The organism is Acrocarpospora pleiomorpha (assembly GCF_009687885.1).
Lineage (GTDB): Bacteria > Actinomycetota > Actinomycetes > Streptosporangiales > Streptosporangiaceae > Acrocarpospora > Acrocarpospora pleiomorpha.
Map to the genome: position 1 here is coordinate 68288 of NZ_BLAF01000027.1, position 23394 is coordinate 91681.

The 23394-nt window shown below is 68.9% G+C and carries 20 protein-coding genes; 16 read left to right on the top strand and 4 right to left on the bottom strand.

Going from position 1 to position 23394, the window contains the following annotated elements; translation table 11 throughout:
• Window positions 1-210: 210 nt before the first annotated feature.
• Window positions 211-1044 (bottom strand): deoxyribonuclease IV, encoded by an 834-nt coding sequence (locus Aple_RS24020; RefSeq protein ID WP_155346939.1) that lies wholly within the window; start codon window positions 1042-1044, stop codon window positions 211-213.
• A gap of 112 nt (window positions 1045-1156) precedes the next feature.
• Here Aple_RS24020 and uraD point away from each other — a divergent pair, with 112 nt between their 5' ends.
• From uraD to Aple_RS24075, 11 genes are all read left to right on the top strand, one after another.
• Window positions 1157-1630 carry a 2-oxo-4-hydroxy-4-carboxy-5-ureidoimidazoline decarboxylase gene (gene uraD, locus Aple_RS24025; protein ID WP_155346940.1) on the top strand — a complete coding sequence of 158 codons (474 nt, stop codon included), beginning with the start codon at window positions 1157-1159 and terminating at the stop codon, window positions 1628-1630.
• The gene (uraH, locus tag Aple_RS24030) at window positions 1627-1968 is read left to right on the top strand and encodes a hydroxyisourate hydrolase (protein ID WP_155335348.1); all 342 of its coding nucleotides are present in this window, start codon (window positions 1627-1629) and stop codon (window positions 1966-1968) included. The genes uraD and uraH overlap by 4 nt, the downstream gene beginning before the upstream one ends.
• A 1-nt stretch (window position 1969) precedes the next feature.
• The gene (pucL, locus tag Aple_RS24035; RefSeq protein WP_155346941.1) at window positions 1970-2821 is read left to right on the top strand and encodes a factor-independent urate hydroxylase; all 852 of its coding nucleotides are present in this window, start codon (window positions 1970-1972) and stop codon (window positions 2819-2821) included.
• A gap of 3 nt (window positions 2822-2824) precedes the next feature.
• Complete coding sequence (locus tag Aple_RS24040) at window positions 2825-3679, top strand: FAD binding domain-containing protein (protein WP_155346942.1); 855 nt, start codon at window positions 2825-2827, stop codon at window positions 3677-3679.
• Entirely contained in the window at window positions 3679-4152 is a 474-nt protein-coding gene (locus Aple_RS54640) for a (2Fe-2S)-binding protein (RefSeq protein ID WP_155346943.1), read from the top strand. Before Aple_RS24040 ends, Aple_RS54640 begins: the two co-directional genes overlap by 1 nt.
• The gene (locus Aple_RS24050) at window positions 4149-5477 is read left to right on the top strand and encodes an 8-oxoguanine deaminase (RefSeq protein ID WP_246264737.1); all 1329 of its coding nucleotides are present in this window, start codon (window positions 4149-4151) and stop codon (window positions 5475-5477) included. Before Aple_RS54640 ends, Aple_RS24050 begins: the two co-directional genes overlap by 4 nt.
• A gap of 332 nt (window positions 5478-5809) precedes the next feature.
• Entirely contained in the window at window positions 5810-7030 is a 1221-nt protein-coding gene (locus Aple_RS24055) for a glycerate kinase (protein WP_155346945.1), read from the top strand.
• A gap of 203 nt (window positions 7031-7233) precedes the next feature.
• The gene (gene allB, locus Aple_RS24060; RefSeq protein ID WP_155346946.1) at window positions 7234-8556 is read left to right on the top strand and encodes an allantoinase AllB; all 1323 of its coding nucleotides are present in this window, start codon (window positions 7234-7236) and stop codon (window positions 8554-8556) included.
• A gap of 423 nt (window positions 8557-8979) precedes the next feature.
• A complete protein-coding gene (alc, locus tag Aple_RS24065; RefSeq protein ID WP_155346947.1) occupies window positions 8980-10047 on the top strand; it encodes an allantoicase in 1068 nt (355 codons plus the stop codon).
• Window positions 10048-10188: 141 nt separating this feature from the next.
• Window positions 10189-11958, top strand: a complete 1770-nt coding sequence (locus Aple_RS24070; protein WP_155346948.1) for a hypothetical protein — start codon at window positions 10189-10191, stop codon at window positions 11956-11958.
• A gap of 4 nt (window positions 11959-11962) precedes the next feature.
• Window positions 11963-12253, top strand: a complete 291-nt coding sequence (locus Aple_RS24075) for a WXG100 family type VII secretion target (protein ID WP_155346949.1) — start codon at window positions 11963-11965, stop codon at window positions 12251-12253.
• Between the two features lie 27 nt (window positions 12254-12280).
• Here Aple_RS24075 and Aple_RS24080 read toward each other — a convergent pair whose 3' ends face one another.
• Window positions 12281-12763 carry a hypothetical protein gene (locus Aple_RS24080; RefSeq protein ID WP_155346950.1) on the bottom strand — a complete coding sequence of 161 codons (483 nt, stop codon included), beginning with the start codon at window positions 12761-12763 and terminating at the stop codon, window positions 12281-12283.
• A gap of 493 nt (window positions 12764-13256) precedes the next feature.
• Between Aple_RS24080 and Aple_RS24085 the strand changes: the two genes are divergently transcribed.
• On the top strand, window positions 13257-13718 hold the full coding sequence (locus Aple_RS24085; protein ID WP_246264738.1) for a cupin domain-containing protein: 462 nt from the start codon (window positions 13257-13259) through the stop codon (window positions 13716-13718).
• Window positions 13719-13873: 155 nt separating this feature from the next.
• On the opposite strand, the gene Aple_RS24090 is transcribed toward Aple_RS24085, so the two are convergent.
• Both Aple_RS24090 and Aple_RS24095 read right to left on the bottom strand, forming a co-directional pair.
• Window positions 13874-15709 carry an ABC transporter ATP-binding protein gene (locus Aple_RS24090; protein ID WP_155346951.1) on the bottom strand — a complete coding sequence of 612 codons (1836 nt, stop codon included), beginning with the start codon at window positions 15707-15709 and terminating at the stop codon, window positions 13874-13876.
• Window positions 15709-17532 carry an ABC transporter ATP-binding protein gene (locus Aple_RS24095; protein WP_246264739.1) on the bottom strand — a complete coding sequence of 608 codons (1824 nt, stop codon included), beginning with the start codon at window positions 17530-17532 and terminating at the stop codon, window positions 15709-15711. Before Aple_RS24095 ends, Aple_RS24090 begins: the two co-directional genes overlap by 1 nt.
• 389 nt (window positions 17533-17921) lie before the next feature.
• Between Aple_RS24095 and Aple_RS24100 the strand changes: the two genes are divergently transcribed.
• The 4 genes from Aple_RS24100 (at window position 17922) to Aple_RS24115 (ending at window position 23291) form a co-directional block, all read left to right on the top strand.
• Window positions 17922-20636 (top strand): helix-turn-helix transcriptional regulator, encoded by a 2715-nt coding sequence (locus tag Aple_RS24100; protein ID WP_155346952.1) that lies wholly within the window; start codon window positions 17922-17924, stop codon window positions 20634-20636.
• A gap of 93 nt (window positions 20637-20729) precedes the next feature.
• Entirely contained in the window at window positions 20730-21554 is an 825-nt protein-coding gene (locus Aple_RS24105) for an alpha/beta fold hydrolase (RefSeq protein WP_155346953.1), read from the top strand.
• A gap of 78 nt (window positions 21555-21632) precedes the next feature.
• Window positions 21633-22424: an alpha/beta hydrolase gene (locus tag Aple_RS24110; protein ID WP_155346954.1), complete on the top strand. Its 792-nt coding sequence runs from the start codon at window positions 21633-21635 to the stop codon at window positions 22422-22424.
• 75 nt (window positions 22425-22499) lie between these two features.
• Entirely contained in the window at window positions 22500-23291 is a 792-nt protein-coding gene (locus Aple_RS24115) for an MBL fold metallo-hydrolase (protein ID WP_155346955.1), read from the top strand.
• Window positions 23292-23394: the final 103 nt, after the last annotated feature.

The window sequence follows — 23394 nt, forward strand, 5'->3', positions numbered from 1 at the left end:
CCGGACCCGCAGAACGCGAACTTCCGACCACTCGTCCGAAGCGGGTTTCACCCCTCTGATCACTCGCCGTAATGTTTCGCCTCGCGAGTCCGCGCCGCCGGCCTCACTCGGGGGGGTAGGGCGGCGGCGCGAAGGACGGGAGCGCCCGCGGCGGCGGCCCCGATCCGGCCATACGGGGGGAGGCCGGATCGGGGGCCGCGGGCGTTCCCGTCACCCGCGCAGCTTCTTCAGCAGGTCGATGTCCTCGCGGTGCTTGTCGGCCTTGCCGGGCGTCTCGATGCAGAGCGGCACCCCGTCCGCGACCGGATGGCGCATCAGGTCGGCGAACGGCTGCGCGCCGATGTGACCGGCCCCGATGCTCTCGTGCCTGTCCTTCTTGGATCCGCACACGTCTTTGCAGTCGTTGGCGTGGATCAGCTTCAACCGGCCGGGCGCCACCCGGTTCAGCTCCTCCAGCATCTTCGCCACCCCGCCGGGCGCGGCCAGGTCGTGACCGGCGGCGAACATGTGGCAGGTGTCCAGGCAGATGCAGGCCCGCGGATGGAAGTCCAGCGCCTCCAGGTAGGGCTCCAGATCCTGGACGGTCGCGCACAACATCTGCCCCTGCCCGGCCATCGGCTCGAGCAGCAGGTCGGGCCCGTCGTCCGGGATCTCGTCCAGCAGCGGCAGCAGCTGCTCGCGCACCTGCCGCAGCGCCGCCTCCCGGGTCTGGCTGACCGCCGACCCGGTGTGCACGACCACCCCCCGCGCGCCGATCTCCGCGCCCCGCCGCAGCGTGTGCCGGACCAGCGTCACCGAGCCCGTCATGGTGGCCTCGGTCGGCGAACCGAAATTCACCATGTACGGCGTGTGCGCGAAAACCGGCAGCCCCGCCTCCCGGAGCTTGGCGTCCTCGGCGGGAATGCCCTCGTTCACCGCCCACGCGCGCGGGTTGGTGACGAAGACCTGGATCATCTCGGCGCCGATCTCGGCCGCGTACCGCAGGCCGCCGGTGGCCAGCCCGCCCGCGACGGACACGTGCCCGCCAATGGGATTGTTCGTCATAGTGGGCTCCAGCGTAGTTGGAGCAAGCTACAAAACCGGCCAGGCGACAGGGCCGCAGGCTCGGAGTTCTGGTTCCTAGCCCTGGCCGCCCGGCCGGTGTCTACTTGCTCCCATGCGCGAATTCGGCCGCCCTGACCTGCTCGCCTGCTGCGCGTCCCCGCGGTGGGCCGACGCGGTGCTGGCGCTCGCGCCGTACCGGACGGTGGGGGACCTGACGGCGGCGGGGGAGGCGGCGCTGGCCGGGCTGGGCTGGGATGACATCCTGGAGGCGCTGGCCGCGCATCCCAGGATCGGGGACCGCGCCGCCGGGGCCGATCGCGAGGCGTCCTGGTCCCGCTCGGAACAGGCCGGTACGGCACACGCCGACGCCGCCATCCTGGGCGCGCTCCGCCAGGGCAACGAGGCGTACGAGCGGCGGTTCGGCCACGTCTACCTGATCTGCGCCACCGGCCGCCCCGCCGAGGAGATGCTCGACCTGCTGCTGGCCCGCCTCGCCAACGACCCGGACGTGGAACGGAAGATCGTCAGAGACGAGCTCGGCAAGATCGTCAAGCTCCGGCTGGCCAAGCTGTGGGTGGGCCGATGACACTCTCGACACACGTGCTCGACACCGCGCGCGGATGTCCCGCCAAGGATGTGTTCGTCCGCCTGTCCTGCCGGGCCGCGCACGGGTTCGTGCCGCTGGCGGAGGGCCGCACCGACGAGGACGGCCGGATCAGGGAGTGGTCGCCGCTCGGCCGGGAGTGGACCGGCAAGCTGGACGAGGCCACCTACCGGCTGGTCTTCGACACGGCCGGCTACCTCGGCGAGGACGCGTTCTTCCCCGAGGTCAGCATCGTCTTCACGATCGGCGACGCCACCGCCCACCACCACGTCCCGCTGCTGCTGAGCCCGTTCGGCTACTCGACATATCGGGGGAGTTAGTTTGTTCGTCCTGGGCCCGAACCGGTACGGCAAGGCCGAGACCCGGGTTGTCCGCGTCACCAAGCACGGCGACGCCCACCACATCAAGGACCTCAACGTCAGCACGTCGCTGTCCGGCGACATGACCGAGGTGCACCTGTCCGGCGACAACGCCGCCATCCTGGCCACCGACACGCAGAAGAACACCGTGTTCGCCTTCGCCAAGAAGCACGGCATCGGCGCGGCCGAGGACTTCGCGCTGCTGCTGGCCCGGCACTTCGTCGACTCCCAGCCCACCATCCACCGGGCGCGGGTGGCCATCGACGAGTACGGCTGGGACCGCCGCGGCGGCCACTCCTTCGCCCGCAACGGCCGCGAGACCCGCACCTGCGTCGTGCACTACGACGGCGAGCAGGCGTGGGTGGTCTCCGGGCTGAAGGATCTGGTCCTGCTCAACACCACCAACTCCGAGTTCTGGGGTTTCGTCCGGGACGAGTACACGACCCTGCCGGAGACCAGGGACCGCATCCTGGCGACGGCTGTGACGGCGACGTGGCGGCATTCCGGCACCTCGGACTGGGACAAGTCCTACGAGAAAGCACGCCAAGCCCTGATGGCGGCCTTCGCCGACACCTACAGCCTGTCCCTGCAGCAGACCCTGTACGCGATGGGCTCCCGCGTCCTCACCGAATGCCCCGAGATCGCCGAAGTCCGGCTCGAACTGCCGAACAAACACCACTTCCTGGCTGACCTGTCGCCGTTCGGGCTCGACAACGACGGTGAGGTGTTCATCGCGGCCGACCGTCCGTACGGGCTGATCGAGGGCGCGGTGCTGCGCGAGGGCGCGCCCGGCGCCGGACCGGCCTGGGACTAGATCATGGACTTTCTGCGACCCACCACCTGGGCGGAGGCGCTGGCCGTCAAGGCCGGCCGCCCGGAGGCCACGCCCATCCAGGGCGGCACCGACGTCATGGTCGAGATCAATCTGGACAAGGGGCGTCCGGCCGCGCTGCTGGACCTCAACCCGATCGCCGAACTCCGGGACTGGACGTCCGAGGACGGCTGGCTGCGGATCGGGGCCGGGGTCAGCTATACGCGGCTCATCGACGAGTTGGGCGGCTGGCTGCCGGGGCTCGCCCAGGCGTCCCGGACGGTCGGCTCGCCGCAGATCCGCAACCGGGGGACGGTGGCGGGCAACCTGGGCGCGGCCTCCCCGGCGGGGGACAGCCATCCGCCGTTGCTCGCTTCGGACGCGATCGTCGAAGCCGAGTCGGTGCGCGGTGTCCGGATGATTCAGATCGGCGACTTCTACACGGGGGTCAAGCGCAACGCGCTCGAACCGGATGAGCTGATCCGCGCCGTGCGGGTGCCGTACGCGGACGGGCCGCAGTACTTCTCCAAGATCGGCACCAGGAACGCGATGGTGATCGCCGTTTGCTCGTTCGCGATCGCCCTGCGTCCGGGCAGGCGCGCGGTCGGGACCGGCATCGGCTCGGCCGCGCCGACCCCGCGCCGGGCCCGTGAAGCCGAGGAGTTCCTGGCAGGCGAGTTGGACTGGGAGGGGCGGTCTTCCGTGCCGCCGGAGACCGTGCGCCGGTTCGGCGAGCTGGTCGCCCAAGCCGCGTCGCCGATCGACGACGTGCGGGGGACCCGCGACTACCGGGTGCACGCGCTGGCCGTGATGGCGCGGCGCACGCTTGGCTGGGCCTGGACGGAATACAGGGGGACCTGATGCGGGTGAACGTGACCGTCAACGGTGAGGCGATGACCGCCGACGACGTGTGGGAGGGCGAGAGCCTGCTGTACGCGCTGCGTGAGCGGCTGGGGCTTCCTGGGGCGAAGAACGCTTGTGAGCAGGGCGAATGCGGGTCCTGCACGGTATATCTGGACGGTGTGCCGGTGTGTGCCTGCCTGGTCGCCGTCGGGCAGGCCGAGGGGCGTTCCGTGGTCACCGTGGAAGGGCTGGCCGACGGGGACGATCTAGATCAGGTGCAGAGCGCGTTCGTCGAGTGCGGGGCCGTGCAGTGCGGGTTCTGCACGCCGGGGCTGATCGTGCAGGCGCACTCGCTGATCGCGTCGTCGGACGGGGTGCCGGAGGACGCGGAGATCAGGGAGGCGCTGGCGGGGAACCTGTGCCGGTGCACCGGGTACGAGAAGATCCTCGACGCGGTACGGCTGGCGGCCGCCAGGAAGGCCGCGTCGTGATCGTCATCGAGAACGTGTACGTCGTGCCGGTGATCGGGGCCGAGATTCCGTCCGGATATATCGCCATTGATGGGGATCGGATCGTGGCGGTGGGGTCAGGGGCGTACCCCGGGGAAGGGGAGCGGATCGACGGGCGGGGGTGTCTGGCGACGCCGGGGCTGGTCAACACGCACCACCATCTGTACCAGTGGGCCTCGCAGGGGGTCGCGCCGGACGGGACGTTGTTCGAGTGGCTGGTGGCCAGCTACCGGCTGTGGGCGCGGATGGACGCCGAGGTCGTGCACGGGGCGGCGACGGCGGGGCTGGGGTGGCTGGCGAAGTCGGGGTGCACGACGGCGTCCGATCATCACTACATTTTTCCGAAGGGGCGCGGGGACCTCTTCGACGCGGAGATCCAGGCGGCCCGGGAGGTCGGGCTGCGGTTCCACCCCGGGCGCGGGTCCATGGACCGCGGGGAGTCCCAGGGTGGCCTGCCGCCGGACGAGGTCGTCGAGACGCGTGACGAGATCCTGGCCGAGACCGAAGCCGCTGTCCGGAAATATCACGACCCCTCCTTCGGGTCGATGGTGCGGATCGCGGTCGCCCCCTGCTCGCCCTTCTCCGTGAGCGGGCGGTTGATGGTGGAGTCCGCCGAACTCGCCCGGTCGCTCGGGGTACGGCTGCACACGCACGGCGCGGAGACGGCCGACGAGGACGAGCACTGCCGGGAGCAGTTCGGGATGCTGCCGGTGGAGTATCTGGAGTCGCTCGGCTGGCTCGGGCCGGACGTGTGGCTGGCCCACTGCGTGCACCTCACCGACGCGGACATCCGGCGTTTCGCGGCGACCGGGACGGGGACGGCGCACTGCCCCTCGTCCAACGGGCGGCTGGGGGCCGGGATCGCGCGGATCAGCGAGTTGCTGCGGGCGGGCGCACCAGTGGGACTCGGCGTGGACGGCGCGGCGTCCAGCGAGATGACGCCGTTGGCCGGGGAGATCCGGATGGCGATGCTGCTCCAGCGGGCCCGGTACGGGCCGGCCGCGCTGACCGCGCGGCAGGCGCTGGAGATGGCGACGATGGGCGGAGCCCGCTGCCTCGGACGGGCCGACGAGATCGGCTCATTGGAGCCCGGCAAACTCGCTGATATCGCGTTGTGGCGGGTGGATGGCTTCTATTCGGCGATCGACGATCCGGTCGTCGCCTTCGCCTACGGTCAGACACCGCCGCTGGCCCGCCTTTTCGTCGGAGGGCGGACCGTGGTCGAGGACGGAGAACTGCGCACAGTGAGCGACCAAGCCGCTGCTGAGGGGGGAGCCATGGCACATCAGCGGCTGCTCCGAAGCTGAACCCGGGCGGCTTCGTCGTTGATCTACTTTGTAAAGCTAGGCATGGTCGAATCGTGGGGCGGTGACGCGTCGGTGAGTGCTGGTAGAAGCGCTGGAGTATCGGTTGTAACCGCTGCGCCGATCGTGGTGGCTGGTTGGAGTCGGGTTCTAGCTGGAGCGCCGGCGGGGTCGCGTCCGTGTGACCGTCGTTTCAAAGCCGATCGTGGTGACTGAATGGCGGGTTTGCGCATCGGCGGGCGCGTCAGGACCGATTCTGGTGGGCTGCGTCAGGGCTGTTATGGCAGGGGCGGGATGATGAGGCGTCACCCGCTGCCGAGTCTGAGGTCGCCGTCATGAGAGATCACGTCGTCATCGCGCCGGACAAGTTCAAGGGGTCGCTGACCGCGCCGGAGGTGGCGGAGCACGTCGCCGCCGGGCTGGGGGTTCCGGCGGTGTCGCTGCCGGTGGCGGATGGGGGCGATGGGACCGTGGACGCCGTGGTGGCGTGCGGGTTCGAACGCGTGGAGGTCGAGGTCACGGGGCCCACGGGGGAGCGGGTCGCCGCTTCGTACGCGATTCAGGGGGAGACGGCTGTCATCGAGATGGCCGACGCGTCCGGGCTGCGGAGGCTGTCCGGAGGGCTCGCGTCGCTGACGGCGACGAGTTACGGGACGGGGGAGCTGATCGCGCACGCGGTTCGGGGTGGGGCGCGGCGGATCGTGCTCGGGCTCGGGGGGAGCGCGTGCACGGACGGAGGCGTCGGGCTGGCCCAGGCGCTTGGTGCGCGATTCCTGGACGAAGCGGGCAACGATCTCCCATTCGGGGGAGGGGCACTCCGCAACCTCACCCGAATCGACATTTCCGGATTTATGGCGGGAATTCGCGAAATTTCGGGACATGAGGATGAGGCTGGGAGTGGGCATCATCATGCGAGCGATGCCGTCGCCGGGTTGGAGTTCGTGGTCGCCAGCGATGTGGACAATCCCCTGCTCGGGCCGTTCGGGGCCGCCGCCGTCTACGGGCCGCAGAAGGGGGCGGATCCGGACCAGGTGAAGCTCCTGGAGGCCGGGCTGGCCCGATTGGCTGCCGTCGCCGCGCACACGCATGGGCTCGCCGGGGCGATCGAGCATGACGGCGTCGTCCGCAGCATGGGCGTGGCCGGGCAGCCCGGAGCGGGAGCCGCCGGCGGCGTCGGATTCGCGGCGCTCGCCTTCCTGCACGCCGAGATCCGCCCAGGCATCGAGTACCTGCTCGACCTGCTGGACTTCGACCGCCACGTCCAAGGCGCCCGCCTGGTGATCACCGGCGAGGGCTCCCTCGACGACCAGTCCCTGCGCGGCAAGGCCCCCATCGGCGTCGCCAACGCCGCCGCCCGCCACGGCGTCCCCGTCGTCGCCGTCTGCGGCCGCCGCACCATCTCAGACGAGGCCCTCCGCAAGGCCGGCATCGATGAGGCATACGCCCTGACCGACATCGAACCCGATGTCCAGGTCTGCATGACCACGCCGGGCCCGCTGCTGGAACGCCTCGCTGTACGCATCGCCGCGACCCGCTTGGAGGACATTGGTGAGTGAGTTCGACCTGGTCGCACGGTCTCGGCGGGCGGTTGGGGGATATTGGTGAGTGAGTCCCGGCTGGTCGTACGGTCTCGGCGGTCGTCCCGCGTGGGGAGCGGGCGCTGGCGGTTGGGGGATATCGGTGAGCGAGTCCGGCCTGGTCGTGCGGTTTCGGCGGTTGTCCCGGGTGGGGAGCGATTGCTGGCGGTTGGGGGATATCGGTGAGTGAGTTCGACCTGGTTGTGCGGTCTCGGCGCGTGGTTGTGCCGGATGGGGAGCGGGCGCTGGCGGTAGCCGTACGGGATGGGCGGATCGCGGCCCTCGCGGACTACGACGAGCCGCCGCCCGCGCGGGAGACGGTGGATCTCGGCGAGGTCGCGCTGCTGCCCGGCCTGGTGGACACGCACGTGCATGTGAACGAACCCGGGCGTACCCACTGGGAGGGCTTCGCGTCCGCGACCCGGGCGGCGGCGGCCGGGGGAGTGACCACGATCGTCGACATGCCGCTCAACTCGCTGCCGCCCACGACCACGGTGTCCGCCCTGGAGATCAAGAAGAAGGCCGCCGAGGGCCAGTGCCACGTGGACGTCGGCTTCTGGGGCGGCGCGATCCCCACGAACCTCGACGACCTCGAACCCCTCCTCGCCGCCGGCGTCTTCGGAGTCAAATGTTTCCTCTCACCATCCGGCGTCGACGAGTTCCCCGCCCTCGACCCCGGCCGGCTCATCGAGGCGATGCGCCGCCTGGCCACCCTCGACGGCCTGCTGATCGTGCACGCGGAGGACCCCGCCACCCTCACCGACCCTCTCGGCCCGACATATCCGGAATTCCTGGATTCGCGCACCCAAGACGCCGAACTCCGCGCGGTCGAACGCGTGATCGACGCGGCGGCCCTGACCGGCTGTCGCGCCCACATCGTTCACATCTCAGCGGGATCCTGCGTCGAGCCCCTCCGCCGCGCCCAGCAGTCCGGGATCCGCGTCACCGCCGAAACCTGCCCCCACTACCTCACCCTCAGCGCCGAGGACGTCACCAGCCCCGCCTTCAAATGCTGCCCTCCCATCAGGGAGTCCACCAACCGCGACACCCTCTGGCACGGCCTCGCCACCGGCACCCTCATGGGCATCGTCTCCGACCACTCCCCCTGCCCCGCCGACCTCAAAGGCCTGACCACCCACGACTACACCTCCGCCTGGGGTGGCATCGCCTCCCTCCAACTCGGCCTCCCCATCATCTGGACCGAAGCCCTCTCCCGCGGGTACGGCCTCCCAGACGTCGCCAAGTGGATGTCCGCCGCCCCCGCCGCCCTCATCGGCCTCCCCACCAAGGGCACGATCACCATCGGCAACGACGCCGACCTGGTCGCCTTCAACCCCACCGGCCAATTCACCGTGAACGCCACCAAACTCCACCACAAGAACCCCATCACCCCCTACGACGGCCACAACCTCACAGGCCTCGTCCAAACCACCTGGCTACGCGGCCAAACCCTCAACGACCATGCCCAGGGCCAATTCCTCTTCGCCCCACACCAACAATCATGATCACGCGAACTTACGACCCGTCACTGGTATCCGGACGCACCACGCCATTCGCGACGCTCCCGCTCCGGACGGACACCATGATCACGACGGACCGTGCTCGTCGTTCGCGCTCGGGTACAGCACTCCACTCGCGACGGTCTCGCTCAGGGCCAGCCAACGTGGTCACCCGGGATCGTGCCTGTTGTTTGTGTTCGGGCGCAGCGCTTCATTCGCGATGGTCTCGCTTAGGGCCAATCAACGTGGTCACCCGGGATCGTGCCTGTTGTTTGTGTTCGGGCGCAGCGCTCCATTCGCGATGGTCTCGCTCAGGGCCAGCCAACATGATCACGCAGGACTGTCACTCGGCCCGCCGTTGTGCCGGGCACAGCGCACTAATCACGACCGCATTTGGTTGGGCGGACATGACCAACCTTGGAGGCACCAATGGCTGATTTCACGAAATTTCCAGACTTGGCGTTGCGGACATATGGGGGTGCCGTCATCGCCGCCAACGACGAATCCTTCGCCGAACGTGAAGCTCTCATCCGCCCCGGAAACCCGCTCTTCCAAGCCCACACCTTCGGCCCCAAAGGCCAGGTCTACGACGGCTGGGAAACCCGCCGCCGCCGCGCCCCCGGCTTCGACTGGGCGATCATCCGCCTCGGCCTCCCCGGAGTGATCAAAGGCATAGTGATCGACACCGCCTGGTTCAAGGGCAACTACCCGCCGTACGCCTCCGTCGAAGCCTGCGCCGCCGACGGCCACCTCGCCCCCGTCGAACTCACCGACTGGGTGGAAATCGTCCCCAAAGTCGCCCTGGACGGCGACGCAGCCCACGAGTTCGAGGTCGCCGACCCCCGCCGTTTCACCCACGTCCGCCTGAACATTTTCCCCGACGGCGGCATCGCCCGCCTCCGCGTCCACGGCGAGGTCGTCCCCGACCCCCGTTTCCTCACCGGCCTCACCATCGACCTGGCCGCCCTCCAGAACGGCGCCACCATCGTCGCCTGCTCCAACGAGTTCTACTCCACCCCCGCCAACGTCATCGCCCCCGGCCTGGCCCGCAACCAGTCAGAAGGCTGGGAAACCGCCCGCCGCCGCGACAACGCCAACGACTGGCTGATCGTTCGCCTCCCCGCCCCCGGCCGCGTCGCCATCGCCGAACTCGACACCACCAACCTCCTCTTCAACGCCCCCGGCTGGGCCGCCATCACCGCCACCGACTCCCGCGCCGAAATCCCCCCCACCACCGCGAAATGGTTCCCCCTCCTCCCCAAAACCCGCCTCCAACCCGACACCCCCCACCGCTTCCGCCTCGACAGCCCCCGCAAAATCACCCACGCCCGCCTCGACATCTACCCCGACGGGGGCCTATCCCGCCTCCGCCTCCTCGGCACCCTCACCGAAAAAGCCGAACGCGACCTAACCACCCGCTACACCACCCTGACCAGAACCCACGCTCCCGGCCAGGTTGACGGAGCTCCTCGGACACTGAGACGCACAGGTACTTGATCCCAAGCGTTGAAGGTGATCAGACCAGCACAAATTCACGCATGTAGCTCCATAGCAACTCTTTAAGTACCTGGGGCTCCATGTCGTTGGTCTGGCGGACCACCTGGGCTGGGCTGATTAGTCTCTGGTGCGGGAGGCGCAGTGGCCGAGTTCATGGGGATGGACCCAGCCGGGGTGCACGCGTTGATCCGGCGGTTGGAATCGGGGAAGAGCATTCTGGCGGGGATACGGCCGGGGCTGGAGGCCGCGATCGCCGAGGCGGGCGCGGATTGGGCCGGTGCAGGCGGGATCACGGCGATGCACCGGGCATGGGCGTTCTTTCATGACTCGCAAGCGGACCTGCGATGGCGTCTTGAAGTGCTGCAGCAGGTGCTGCCCGATCGGCCACTCGGCCTGACGACGGTGAGCCTGCCGTTCGTGAGCCAGGAGCAGGCGGCCGCGGCGGGGAAGCGCGCGGGCATGACGTTGGCCGACGCGCTAGCCGCTCACCAGACGGAGGACACGCCGCAGTCCTGGGCGAAGGTGGATGCGGCGCTGGCCGCCGCAGGCCTCGACGAGACGCGCGATCCCGCCTACGCGGCAGCGTTCCTACGCGCGCTGGGCGGAGTCGAGACCGTGCACACGATCTTCGGGAAGTGGATGGATTTCCACACCGCCGGCCCACGCCGCGGTCTCCGCGCGGAGATCTGGGCCACGGCACAAGAGTCGCTGGGCGCGTTGGCAACCGCCTTCACCGCCGCGGAGGCATCCGACCGCCTTCCGGCGGGCTGGCGGGAAAACGTCCTGGCGCGCGCCGATCCGGCCACCCTGTCGGCCATAGTGGCGCTCGCCCGCCCTTCCGGGCCCTTCCTCAACGAGGTCGGCGTCCGCCAGTTCGGCTCGCGTGCCACCGGTTCGGCCCCCCTAATGATGGGCCCGGACTGGAACAGCGTCCTGGTGGCCCGCGCCTACACCGCCAACCCCGGGGCCCTGCAGAAGCTCCTGGCCGAGCACGAGGAGATCGCCGGGAAGTTGCTCCGGCCCCAACTGGTCAAGGGCACCGGGACCAGTGAATTCCCTGCCCTGCTCGCCACGGCTCTGGGCCGCGCGCTGGATTCTGGCATCGGTTCGGCGGCGACGCGCGAACGCGCCTGGATCAATCTGATCAACGCAGTCGGCTATGACGGCACGGAGAATCCGTCCGGCCACTTCGCCTCTTTTGAGAACTCACCTATCAACAAAGCCTTAGCCAAGAACCTGACACCGTACCTGGGCGAGTTGGCACGCGGCCAAATTTACGCCGATTCTCCGGAACTGGGCCTGGTCCCGTCCGGTCCTTGGAAGGACTTACACGAGGATGTGGCGGCCCGGTTCGTGGGCGCCCTCATGCAGGACCCGGAAACCGCCAAGACGTTGCAGTCTGACTTCCACGCGTATGTCCGGGGTCTGGACATCGGCCAGGCCCATCCCTTCAGTTCTGATCCGGCCGAACGCGCCGACTACACCCGGCTGAGCGCGGAGGCAGGCGGGCTGTCGAATCTGCTGCTGGGCGGTTCCACCTACGCCGAGTTCAACGACGACGAGTTCAACGACCTGATCGCTGATGCCGCTCTTCTGCCGGTGACCTTCGGCCTCAACCGGCTCTTCAAGGATGCCAGCCCACTGGACAGCACTGCGGTCGACTACTACACCAACGGCCCGAAAGACGCGGTGGGTGACCTCCTCAAAGGTCGCCTCGACGCGGGAACCCCCGAAACGGCCGGAGTGGTGGCTGAGAGGATTATCGACTTTGAGGTCAGGGAATTGGAGAAGTCACTGTCACGCCACGGGCATGATGCACTCACACTTGAAGATCGAGAGCAGCTCTGGCAGGCATTTCGAGGCCGCCTCTACCCTGCGCTGGTAAAGGCGCTTGAGGCCCGAGGAGGATAAAGCCGTGGCAGGTAATCCGCACCGGATTCTTCAGGAAGCGATGGAGAAGGAGGCTTTGGCCAGGATATTTGAGAGCCGCGCAGGAGAGCTTGAGGTGGTGTTCAAGGGTATTCTCATGGGTCCCGGCCGTAGCGGCGGGTATTGGACAGGAGGCGCCGCGGACAGGTTCGCTGACGCGTCACATCACCTCGACAAGGGGATGGCCGAACTTGTCGAAACATGCAGGATGACCGCGCGGAATCTTCGGCGAACAGCCGAGCAGCTTCGCGGGACCGCGATGCTGCCCACGTCGTGAGAGTAGACCGTCACTCTCCAGAGACCGTCACTCGCCAGGCTTGATGCAATCGGTCTTACCGACGATCAGGATGTGTGGTTCAGTAATCCGTGCTGCGACCATGAATGTCACCGCGGATTCGGGCTTATGGAAGACGACCACTGACAAGTCGTTGTCCCAAAAATCGAGATTGTCAACGAGTTTGTCGTAGTTCATTACGAGAAGTGCGCCTTGAGCCGCTCCCGCCGCGAGGCCAGGATCTGGCCGTTCTGGATTGAGGAAGGTCCCTTGCGCGCGAAAGAATCGTTGTTTCGACCCGGGGACGCAGGCGGTATCCGAATCCTTTTCGGCTTTTTCGGTTATCCGAAACCGTCCCACACGCTGGACCAGATAAGACGCGAGAAGTTTTTCGCCATCGGTCACCAAATTGTGGGTCGCCATCGCGAGTGTCGGTGGTGGTGGTTCGGAGGAGCACCCCGTCAGCGTGACGAAACAGACTCCGGCAGCGGCGATTCGGGAAGCCAGCTTCACAGTCCGGACATTACCTGAATCGCCGCGTGTGCTGGATGAGTTAGCGGAACGTGCACGGCTCCGCGAAGGCAGGCGGGAGCCGTACGGATGAATGAGAACCATCCACGATGACTCAAGGCTTGGTCGGCTTGGCTGAGCGGTTCCAGCCTGCGGGGAATCTCTACCTGATCACCGTATTCATGTTTCGCAGCGGCATGCTGTCCCTCCCGAAGCGCTCGGGTGAGCGACGGTCTCCGAAGTGGCCCGTCGGCGCCCTCGCTGGCCCTGTAGGTGATCCTTAATCCCGGTAGATAGACTGAACGAGACGATCATGAGGGTGCGGACGTGGCGGCGCTGTCCTGCGATCGTCGCCACCATACCGATGGTGCGGGCGTCAGCGCGGTGAGCACCTGTCGCCCCGGCGGGTATCCATCGGGCTAAAGGATCTATTTCATGGCAGCGAGAGCGTGGCCTCGGTGTCGTACCGTTGGCGCGCTGTCGAAGGAGGCCGCACGTGAGTGTCTCAGAAGACGGATTCCATCGCAGTCTGTACCAGGTGAAGCGCACGTCCCTGTCTGGGCATACGGCGCAGACCGATGGCATGCGGCGACTGGAGGCGGTGTCGGGAAGGACCGTTGGCTCGGAGAACCTGTGGATGGGGCAGACCCATGTCGCACCGGCCACCGCATCCGCCAACCACCATCACGGCCGCTCCGAGACAGGGATCTATGTGGTCAGCGGCCATCCGCAGTTCGTCTTCCTCGACGAGACCGGCGACGGTGAGCCACGCGAGACCACGCTGCGCACCGGTCCCGGCGACTACATCTATGTTCCGCCGTGGGTGCCGCACCGTGAGGAGAACCCCGACTCCGAAGAGGAGGCCGTGGTCGTCATCGCGCGCACCACGCAGGAGGCGATCGTCGTCAACCTGCCGGACCTGCGCTGGGTCGGCCCCGTCGGGACGACCTCGCTCTGACGTCGGCAAATCATGATCGAGCTTTTCCGTCGCATCACAGGCGAACCAAGGATGTCCAGTTTCCGCCACACGAGCCGCTTGTCTCACCTTTAACTGGATCTAACTGGATCGGTGGGTAGGTGCCAGTCCATGGTCATCATCGGCGGTGCTACCCGCTATCGCGGCGGCGTTGGGTTGCCGACGGGGACGAATCCGGTGCCGGCCCGGTAGTTAGGGGACTGGTGGCGGAAGTAGGTGTTGTAGACCTGGCAGTAGCGGCCTCCGCGAGCCAGGAGGGTCGCGTGGTCGCCTTCCTCCACGATCTGGCCGTGGTCCAGCACGATGATGCGGTCGACGTGCTCGATCGTGGACAGCCGGTGCGCGATGACGATTGAGGTCCGGCCGGCCAGCACGAGGTCGAGTCCTTCCTGGATCTGGGCCTCGGTCAATGGGTCGACGCTGGCTGTGGCTTCGTCGAGGACCACGATCGCCGGATCCTGGATCAGCAGGCGGGCCAGGGCGACGAGCTGGCGCTGGCCCATGGACAGGGCACGGCCGTGTTCGCCGACGTCGGTGAGCAAGCCGTGGGGCAGGGCGTCGAGCCAGTCGCCGCCCCCGACGGCCGCCGCGGCGGCGAGCACCTCCTCGTCGTCGGCCTCGGGTCTCGGGTAGCGGATGTTGTCGGCGACCGTGCCGCTGAACAGGAAGGGGACCTGCGGGACCGCGCCGATCTGCCGGCGGTAACCGGCCAGGTCCAGGGTGCGGACGTCGTGATCGTCGATCAGCAGGCGGCCTTCCTGGAACTCGTAGAACCGGGTGATCAGCTTGCTGAGCGTCGACTTGCCCGCACCGGTGTGTCCGACGAGCGCCACGGTCTCACCGGCTTCGATGATCAGGTTGAAATCCCGGAGCACGGGACTGGCCGGGTCGTAGCCGAAGGTGACGTCCTGGAACTCGATGCGGCCCGCCAGCGTCCCGGCGGGCTCCGCGGCGGTTTGCACCACGCGGGGCGGGGCGTCGATCAACGCGAAGACCCGCTCCGAAGCGGACAGGCCCTGCTGGAATTGGGACCAGAAGGCGGCGATGGACGTCAGCGGGAACCAGAAGAGCGCCACCCCTTGAAGGAAGAGATACCAGTCACCGGCGGACAGGCCGCCCGCTAGCACCGCTGTGCCGCCCAGGTGCACGAGCGCGACCGTCGCCAGCCCGGCCACCAGGAAGAGCACCGGGAAGATGGTGGAGAAGACGAACCCCTGCCTGAGCGTCACCTGGTAGCTCTGCCGGTTGATGGGCCGGAACTCGTCGTAGACCTGCTGTTCCTGGCGGAAGTTCTTGGCGACCGCGATGCCGCCCATGGTCTCCTGCAGGTTCGCGTTGACCCGGCTCAGCGAGCGCTGCGCTCTGCGGGTGCTGGCCCTGGCCAGGCGCCGGAAGAGCAGCGCCAGGCCCATCACGACCGGCACCACCAGCAGGGTCAGCAGGGCGAGCTCGATGCTGCGCAGGAACAGCAGAACGGTGACGAAGCCCACCATCAGGACCTGGCTGATCAGGTCCATCGTCAGCGTGGACACCGTGGCGAAGTCGTCGGTGTCGGACGTCACCCGGCTGACGATCCTGCCTGACGGCGTCTCGTCGTAGAACGAGAGATCGCGCTCCAGCACCGCGTCGAACGCGTCTTCGCGCAGGCCGAGGACGACGTCGCCGGTGACTCTCGCGCTGTACGCCTGCCGCACGAAGTTGAACACCCAGCCGAGCGCGCCGGCGAGCAGGAGCGCCGCCGTGAGCTGCCAGCCCACCTCGCCGATCGTGCCGTCCTCGATCGCGTCCACACCCCAGCTGGCCACCAGCGGCATGGCCGCCTGGCTCGTCGAGGCCAGCACGATCATGACGGCCACCAGGAACATCGCACCCAGCTTCGGCCGGAAGTACGACGCGATTCGGCGGAGCAGGTCACGGTCGCGGTAGCCGCGGTCGTAATCTTCGGCGTCGAGGCCGTCCATGAGGAAGCCCATCAGCGCGCCCCTCCCTGCTCGCTCGCCAGGACCGGCGCTCCGGTCGTGTCCGTGACCTCGTCGTAGTGGGCGAAGATGCGCCGGTAGAGGCGGCTGCGCGCCAGCAGTTCGTCGTGTGTGCCGTAGTCGACCAGCTCGCCGCGCCTGAGCAGCAGGACCTTGTCCGCCCAGCGGATCTGGGAGAGACGATGGGTGATCATGAGCGTGGTACGGCCGTCGAGAACGCGGCCGATCGCCTGCTGGATCTTGTCTTCGGTGGCGGAGTCGATGGCGCTGGTCGAGTCGTCGAGCACAAGGATGGCCGGGTCGGTCAACAGCGCCCGCGCGATGGCCAGGCGCTGGCGCTGACCTCCCGAAAGGGTGACGCCGCGCTCGCCGATGACCGTGTCGTAGCCGTCGTCGAGCTCGGCGACGAACTCGGCGGCCTGGGCGTCCTCCGCCGCCCTGACGACGGACTCGCGATCGGCCCGCTGGCCCTGGCTGAAAGCGATGTTCTCGGCCACCGACCGGGAGAAGAGCACGATGTCCTGCTCGATGGTGGAGATCTGGGAACGCAGCGAATCTAGATCCCAGTCGCGCACGTCGACGCCGTCCACGAGGATCCGGCCCGAGGTGACGTCGTAGATCCGGGGGACGAGCTTCGTCAGCGTGCTCTTGCCCGAGCCGGTCTCGCCGACGATCGCCACCGTCTCGCCCGGGCGCACGGTGAACGTCACCCCGCGCAGCACCGGCTCCCCCTCCTCGTGGCCGAACGTCACGTCCTCGAAGACGATCTCCCCGCTGATGGGCGCGGTGTGGCCGTCGGCCCGCTGCTCCAGCTCCATCTCGGAGTTGATGATGCTCAGGATCCTGCGAGAGGACACGATGCCGATCTGGAGCATCGAGAAGGTGAAGATCGACATCTGGGTCGGGAAGGCCAGCATGCTCATGAGCCCCATGAAGGCGACCAGCTCGCCGATAGTGATGGCTCCCGCGGCCTGAAGGGAGAGGGCATGCCACAACGCCCCGGCCATCGCGAAGGCGAACAGGAGAGTCGGCAGGTAGCGGGCCTGGACCAGACCGTTGCGGACGAAAGAGTCACGGTAGAGGCGCGCCTGGGACCGGAACCGCCGCCGCTCCTGCCCTTCCTGCGCGGTCACTTTGATGACCTCGATGCCGCGCACCGCCTGGCTCAGCCCCGCGTTCAGGTCGCCGAACTGCTCGCGCATGCGGGTCGCCACCGGGTTGAGCTGCCGCATGTAATGCCAGAGCGAGAAGGCGAAGGCGACCGCGAAGACTGTGGGCACCAGCAGGAGGCGCGGGTCGATCACGCCGATGAAGAAGAAGGGCACCAGGCCGTTGAGCCCGGAGTCGACGATCAGATCGGCGCCCGGCGTGACCATGATGGAGAGCTGCCGGATGTCATTGGCGGCCCGGGCCATGAGATCGCCGACCCGTTGCCGGTTGTGGAAGGTCTGGCTCTTGCCCAGCAGGCTCACGTAGAGCTCGTCGCGGGCGTCACGCTCCAGCCGCTTGGCCAGAACCTCACTCGACAGCCGCGCGACGAGGTCGAACAGGCCACGAGCCGTCACGATCGCCAGCAGCCCGAGCGCGATCAGGCCCAACGCGGACGACGGCTCCCCCCGCTCTCCCAGCACGGCGTCGAAGGCCGCGCCGGTAAGCTGCGGAACCGCGGCGTTGAGCACCACCATGACCAGCGACCCGCCAAGGAACCCGACCAGATGCATCGGATGGCGGCGCAGATGCGACCAGAGCCACCGCACCGGCCCACGCCGGTCATACGACGGACCCGAAACGGAGAACTCCGAGCTACCGGTCGTCACAGCACGGCTCCCCTCGGCCACAGGTCAGCGACAACATCGAACCTGTTTTCTATCACCGACCCCCGACAGTTTCCCAACGGGTTTCCCGGCCCACGCCCCTAGCGGCTCACAAGGACGCAGGAGTCCCGCCACACCGCCAGCTGGGCGGGGTTGTCCAGCAGGTTGCGTACCAGGCAGGTGGTGGTCTCGCCGCCCGCCGCCAGCGGCAGGCTGACGAACGACTTGATCGGGGTCCTTCATGGCGCGTTCCACGTCGGCGTACTGGCTGATGATGTAGCTGCCGTGGCCTCGTGCCCGAGCAGGGAATCTGGTCAGGTGGGAACGGCACTGGTTCAATTGCCTCGCATCACGCACGCTCGGTCCATCAGGCCCAGCTGAGAGGCGTTTGAATGATCACGGGACGGGCTGGGGAACGCGAGGCGCTCGATCTTCTCGTGGCCCGGTTACGCGAGGGCCTGAGCGGGACCATGGTCCTGCGGGGGGACGCCGGCATCGGCAAGACCGTCCTGCTCGACCATATCGCCGCCCACGCGCCCGGCGTGCGCGTGCTCCGGGTGGCCGGAGTGAAAGAGGAGGCGGCGTTCGCGTTCGCCGCGCTGCACCGCCTGCTCCTGCCGCTACTGAAAGAGCCCAACGGGCTCGCCCCATCGCAGCGTACGGCCCTGCGGGTGGCCTGCGGCCTGGCCGACGGGCCGCCGGCCGACCGGTTCCTGGTGGGGCTCGGCGCCCTGAACCTGCTGGCGGAACTCGCCGCGCGGGAGCCGGTGCTGTGCTGTGTGGACGACGCCCAGTGGCTGGACGAGGAGTCGCTCGGCGTGCTGGCCTTCGTCGGCCGCCGGGTGCACGCCGAGGGCATCGGCCTGGTGTTCGCCGCCCGCCCCGACTTCCACGGGCTGGCCGGCCTGCCGGCCGCCGAGATCACCGGCCTGGCCGAGACCGACGCGCTGGACCTGCTGAACTCGGTCGTGGGCGGGCGGCTGGACGCCCGGGTGGCGGCCCGGATCGTGACCGCGACGGCCGGCAACCCGCTCGCCCTGACCGACCTGGGCCGGGAGCTGTCGGCCGACCAGCTGAGCGGCGGACTGTCGTTGCCTGACCCGCTGCCGGTGGGCCTCCGGCTGGAGGAGCACTACTTACGTCAGGTACGTGAACTGCCGCAGGCCACCCAGACCTGGCTGCTGCTGGCCGCGGCCGAACCCAGCGGGGACCTCGGTCACATCACCGGCGCGGCCCGGCGGCTGGGGATCGACGCCGACGCCACCGGACCGGCCGAGTCCGCGCGTCTGGTGGCGCTGCGGACCGCCGCGGAGTTCCGGCACCCGCTGATCCGTTCGGCGATCTACGGCGGCGCCACCAGCGTGGCGCGCAGGCACGCCCACAGCGCGCTGGCCGCCGCCACCACCCGCCCGGCCGACGCAGACCGGCGGGCCTGGCATCTGGCCGCCGCCTGCATCGGGCCCGACGAGAGCGTCGCCGCCGCGCTGGAACGCGCGGCCGACCGGGCCGGCGGTCGCGGCGGATTCGCCGCCCGCGCGACCTTCCTGGCCCGCGCCGCCGAGCTGACCCCCGAGGGAGCCGACCAGGACAGGCGCCGGATCACGGCGGCGGAGGCCGCGTTCAACGGCGGAGCGCCGCTGCAGGCCCAGACGCTCCTGGAGGCGCTGGACTTCGATTCGCTCGACGACGTCAGCCGGGGCCGGGTGCTGATGGTGCGGGCGACCGCGCCCATCTCCCTGGGCGCGCCGGGCGCGTTCGGCCAGGCGCCGGCATTGTGCCTGGCCGCCGCGAAGGCCTTCGCCGGCCAGGCGCCGGGGCTGGCCAACGACGCGCTGGTCAAGGCCGCGGAACGGGCCGTGACGGCCGAGCACCTCATCGAGGGCACCACGCTGGCGGAGATCGCCCAGGCCGGGCTGTCGCTGGTCGAGGCGGATCCGGTCATGCGCGCCTTCTCGGTGCTGATCCTCGACGGCTACGAGGCGGCCGTGCCGCATCTGCGGCAGGCGGTCGCCGCGCTGCTCGACCCGATCACCTCAGACGAGGAGCTCCTGCAGAAGTTCTCACTGGCCGTCACCATGGCCATGGTGCTGTGGGACGACGACGCGCAGTCCGCCCTCATGCGTAAGGCCGCGGAGGTCGCCCGCCGTACCGGGGCGCTGTTCTACCTCGACATCGCGCTGTACTGCTGGTCGATGCACGAGACCATCCTCGGTGACCTGGCGACGGCGGACGCGCTGGTGCGGGAGGACTACCACATTCGCTCGGCGATCGGCGCGACCGCCGACATGTGGGAGATCTACCGGCATCCGGAGCTGCTGGCGTGGCGGGCCGAGAACGACACGGTCCCGGCGGCGCTGCGGCGGTCGATGGAGGCGGCCACGCTGCTGGGCAACGGCGCGGTGGAGGCGATCGGCCGGATCGGCCTGAGCATTCTGACGCTGAGCCGGGGCGACTACATCGAGGCCAGCGCAATCCTTCAGGGCCTGGTGGGCAAGGACCGGATGGCCATGCACACGCGGTTGCTGCCCGACCTGGTGGAGGCCGCCGTCCGCGTCGGCGACCGGGTGCTGGCCGAGTCCGCCGCCGGCACGCTGGCGACTCGGGCGACCGCGAGCGGCTCGGCACGCGGGCTCGGCGTGCTGGCCCGCTCGCAGGCGCTGCTCGCCTACGGTGAGCACGCCGACGCGCTCTACCGCCAGGCGATCGGCCTGCTCGGCCAGGTCAGGGCACCCGGCGAGCTGGCCCGCGCGTACCTGCTGTACGGCGAGTGGCTGCGCCGGGGGAAGCGGCGCAGGGACGCTCGCGACCAGCTGAGCTTCGCGCTGTCCATGTTCGAGGAGATGGGCGCGGCCGGCTTCGCCGAGCGGGCCCGCCAGGAGTTGCTGGCCACCGGAGAGCGCGCCCGGGCCCGCTCGCCCGAGACGGCCAACCAGCTGACGCCGCAGGAGATGACGATCGCCGGGCTGGCCCGCCGGGGCGCCACCAACGCCGAGATCGCCGCCCAGCTGTTCATCAGCGCGAACACGGTCGACTACCACCTGCGCAAGATCTTCCGCAAGCTCGGGGTGACCTCCCGGCGCCAGCTCGCGCAGGCACTCGGCGACTGAGCCGATTCACGACTACGCGCTTCACGGGATTCGACGGACCGCCCCGCGGCTGAGGATCGAGCCCGTCCGCTGGTTCCGCAGACAGGAGCGCTCATGTCGTTCGTCACCGCCGCCGACGGCGCGCAGATCTTCTACAAGGACTGGGGGGCGGGGCGTCCGGTCGTGCTCAGCCACGGCTGGCCGCTCAACGCCGACAGCTGGGAGGCGCAGATGCTCTTCCTGGCCGGCCACGGCTACCGCGTCATCGCCCACGACCGCCGCGGCCACGGCAGGTCGTCCCAGACCTGGGACGGCAACGAGATGGACACCTACGCCGACGACCTGGCCACCCTGATCCAGACGCTCGACCTGCGGGACGCGACCCTGGCCGGGTTCTCCACCGGCGGGGGCGAGGTCGCCCGCTACGTCGGCAGGCACGGCACTGGACGGGTACGGCAGATCGCCCTGGTGTCCGCCGTGCCGCCGTTCATGCTGCGGACCGAGGACAATCCGGGCGGGGTGCCGATCGACGTCTTCGACGCCATCCGCGCCGGGTCGCTGGCCGATCGCGCCCAGCTCTACCGCGACCTGGCCGACGGGCCGTTCTTCGGCGGCAACCGCCCCGGCGCCGACCCCTCCCAGGGGATGCGCGACGCGTTCTGGCGGCAGGGCATGCAGGCCGGGCACCGGAACGCGTACGAGTGCGTGGCGGCGTTCTCAGCCACCGACTTCCGCCCCGATCTGGACGCCTTCGACGTGCCCACGCTCGTCATCCACGGCGACGACGACCAGGTGGTGCCGTTCGAGGTGGGCGGCAAGGCCTCGGCCGCGCGGATCAAGGACGCGGTGCTCAAGGTCTACCCGGGCGCACCCCACGGCATCACCGACACCCACAAGGAGCAGCTCAACGCCGACCTGCTCGAATTTCTCCGCTCCTGAGCCCGTCACCAGCGAACCCGGCCGCCGCGACCGCGGCGGTTCCGTCCGCGCACGCCGTCACCCGATAAAGGAGTGCCAATGAAACCCGACACGATTGTCCTGATTCACGGCTTCTGGGTTACCCCTCGCAGCTGGGAGCACTGGGTCACCCACTACGAGGCCAAGGGCTTCAAGGTGTACGCCCCCGCCTACCCCGGCTTCGAGGTCGAGGTGGAGGCGCTCAACGCCGACCCCACCCCGATCGAGCAGGTCACCGTCCCGCAGATCATCGAGTCGCTGGAGACGCTCATCGGCGGCCTGGAGACCCCGCCGATCATCATGGGCCACTCGGCCGGCGGCGTGTTCACCCAGATCCTGCTCGACCACGGGTACGGCGCGGCCGGCGTGGCCATCAACTCCGCGCCCACCGAGGGCGTCAAGGTGATCCCGCTGTCACAGATCAAGGCCACGTTCCCCGTGCTGAAGAACCCGGCTAACCGTCACAAGGCGGTCGGTTTCACGTACGAGCAGTGGAAGTACGCCTTCACCAACACCTTCCCCGAGGACGAAGCCCGCGCCACGTACGAGCGCTACCACATCCCCGCCTCCGGCAACATCTTCTGGGGCAGCGCGCTGGCCAACATCCACCCGGGCAAGGACGACAACTGGGTGAACTACCACAACGACGACCGCAAGCCGCTGCTGTTCATCGCCGGTGAGAACGACAACCTGATGCCGCCGAGCGTGCAGCGCTCCAACACCAAGCACTACAAGTCCAACACCGTGACCGAAGTGATCGAATACCCCGGCCGGGCCCACCTGATGCCCGCGGAAAAGGGCTGGGAAGAGATCGCGGACCGCGCCCTGGCCTGGGCTCTCGACCACTCCTGAGCTGGACTGGAGATCGAATCCCCGGAACGTCCCGGGGATTCGATCTCCATCCCCGACCCCCACCGGAGATGTTCCGTGACGACGGTCCGGTTCACCCACATCGGCGGCCCCACCGTGCTCATCGACGTCGGCGGCTGGCGGCTCCTGACGGATCCAACCTTCGACCCGCCCGGCCGTACCTACGCGTTCGGCTGGGGGACCTCCTCCCGCAAGCTCACCGGTCCCGCCGTCGCCCCCGCCGACCTGCCGCCCATCGACGCGATCCTGCTCACTCACGTGCACCACGGCGACAATCTCGACGACGCCGGCCGGGCCCTGCTGCCCACCGCCGGGGTGATCGTGACGACCCGCTCGGGCGCACCGGCCATCCCCGGCGCGGCCCGCGGCCTGCGCGCCGATGAGACGACACGCCTGGAAGCCCCCGGGCGGCCGGCCATCGACATCACCGCCACCCCGTGCCGGCACGGTCCCCCGCTGAGCAGGCCGATCGTGGGCGACGTCATCGGCTTCGCGCTCACCTGGCCCGGCCAGGCCCATGGCCCGCTCTGGATCACCGGCGACACCGTGTACACCCGCGCCGTCCAGGCCACGGCCACCCGGCTACGGCCCGGCACGATCCTGCTCCACCTGGGCGGCGTCGGTTTCCCGCTCACCGGCCCGCTGCGCTACACGATGACCGCCGAGCAGGCCGTCCGCCTCTGCGAGACGATCACCCCGCACACCGTGCTGCCGATCCACTATGAAGGCTGGCAGCACTTCCGGGAGAACCGCGAAGGCGTCCAGCGAGAACTGGCGACCCGCCCATCCGTGCTCCGCGACACCCTCACCTGGCTCCCCATCGGAGACCCCCTGGACATCACGGTGTGACCGGCTGCGCCTCAGCAGTCGCGGAGGCGGCCCATCACGTGGGCGTCCATAGGTCCAAGCGCAGGTAAGGCAGGCGATTCCATTACCGGCGGCTCCAAGTTGC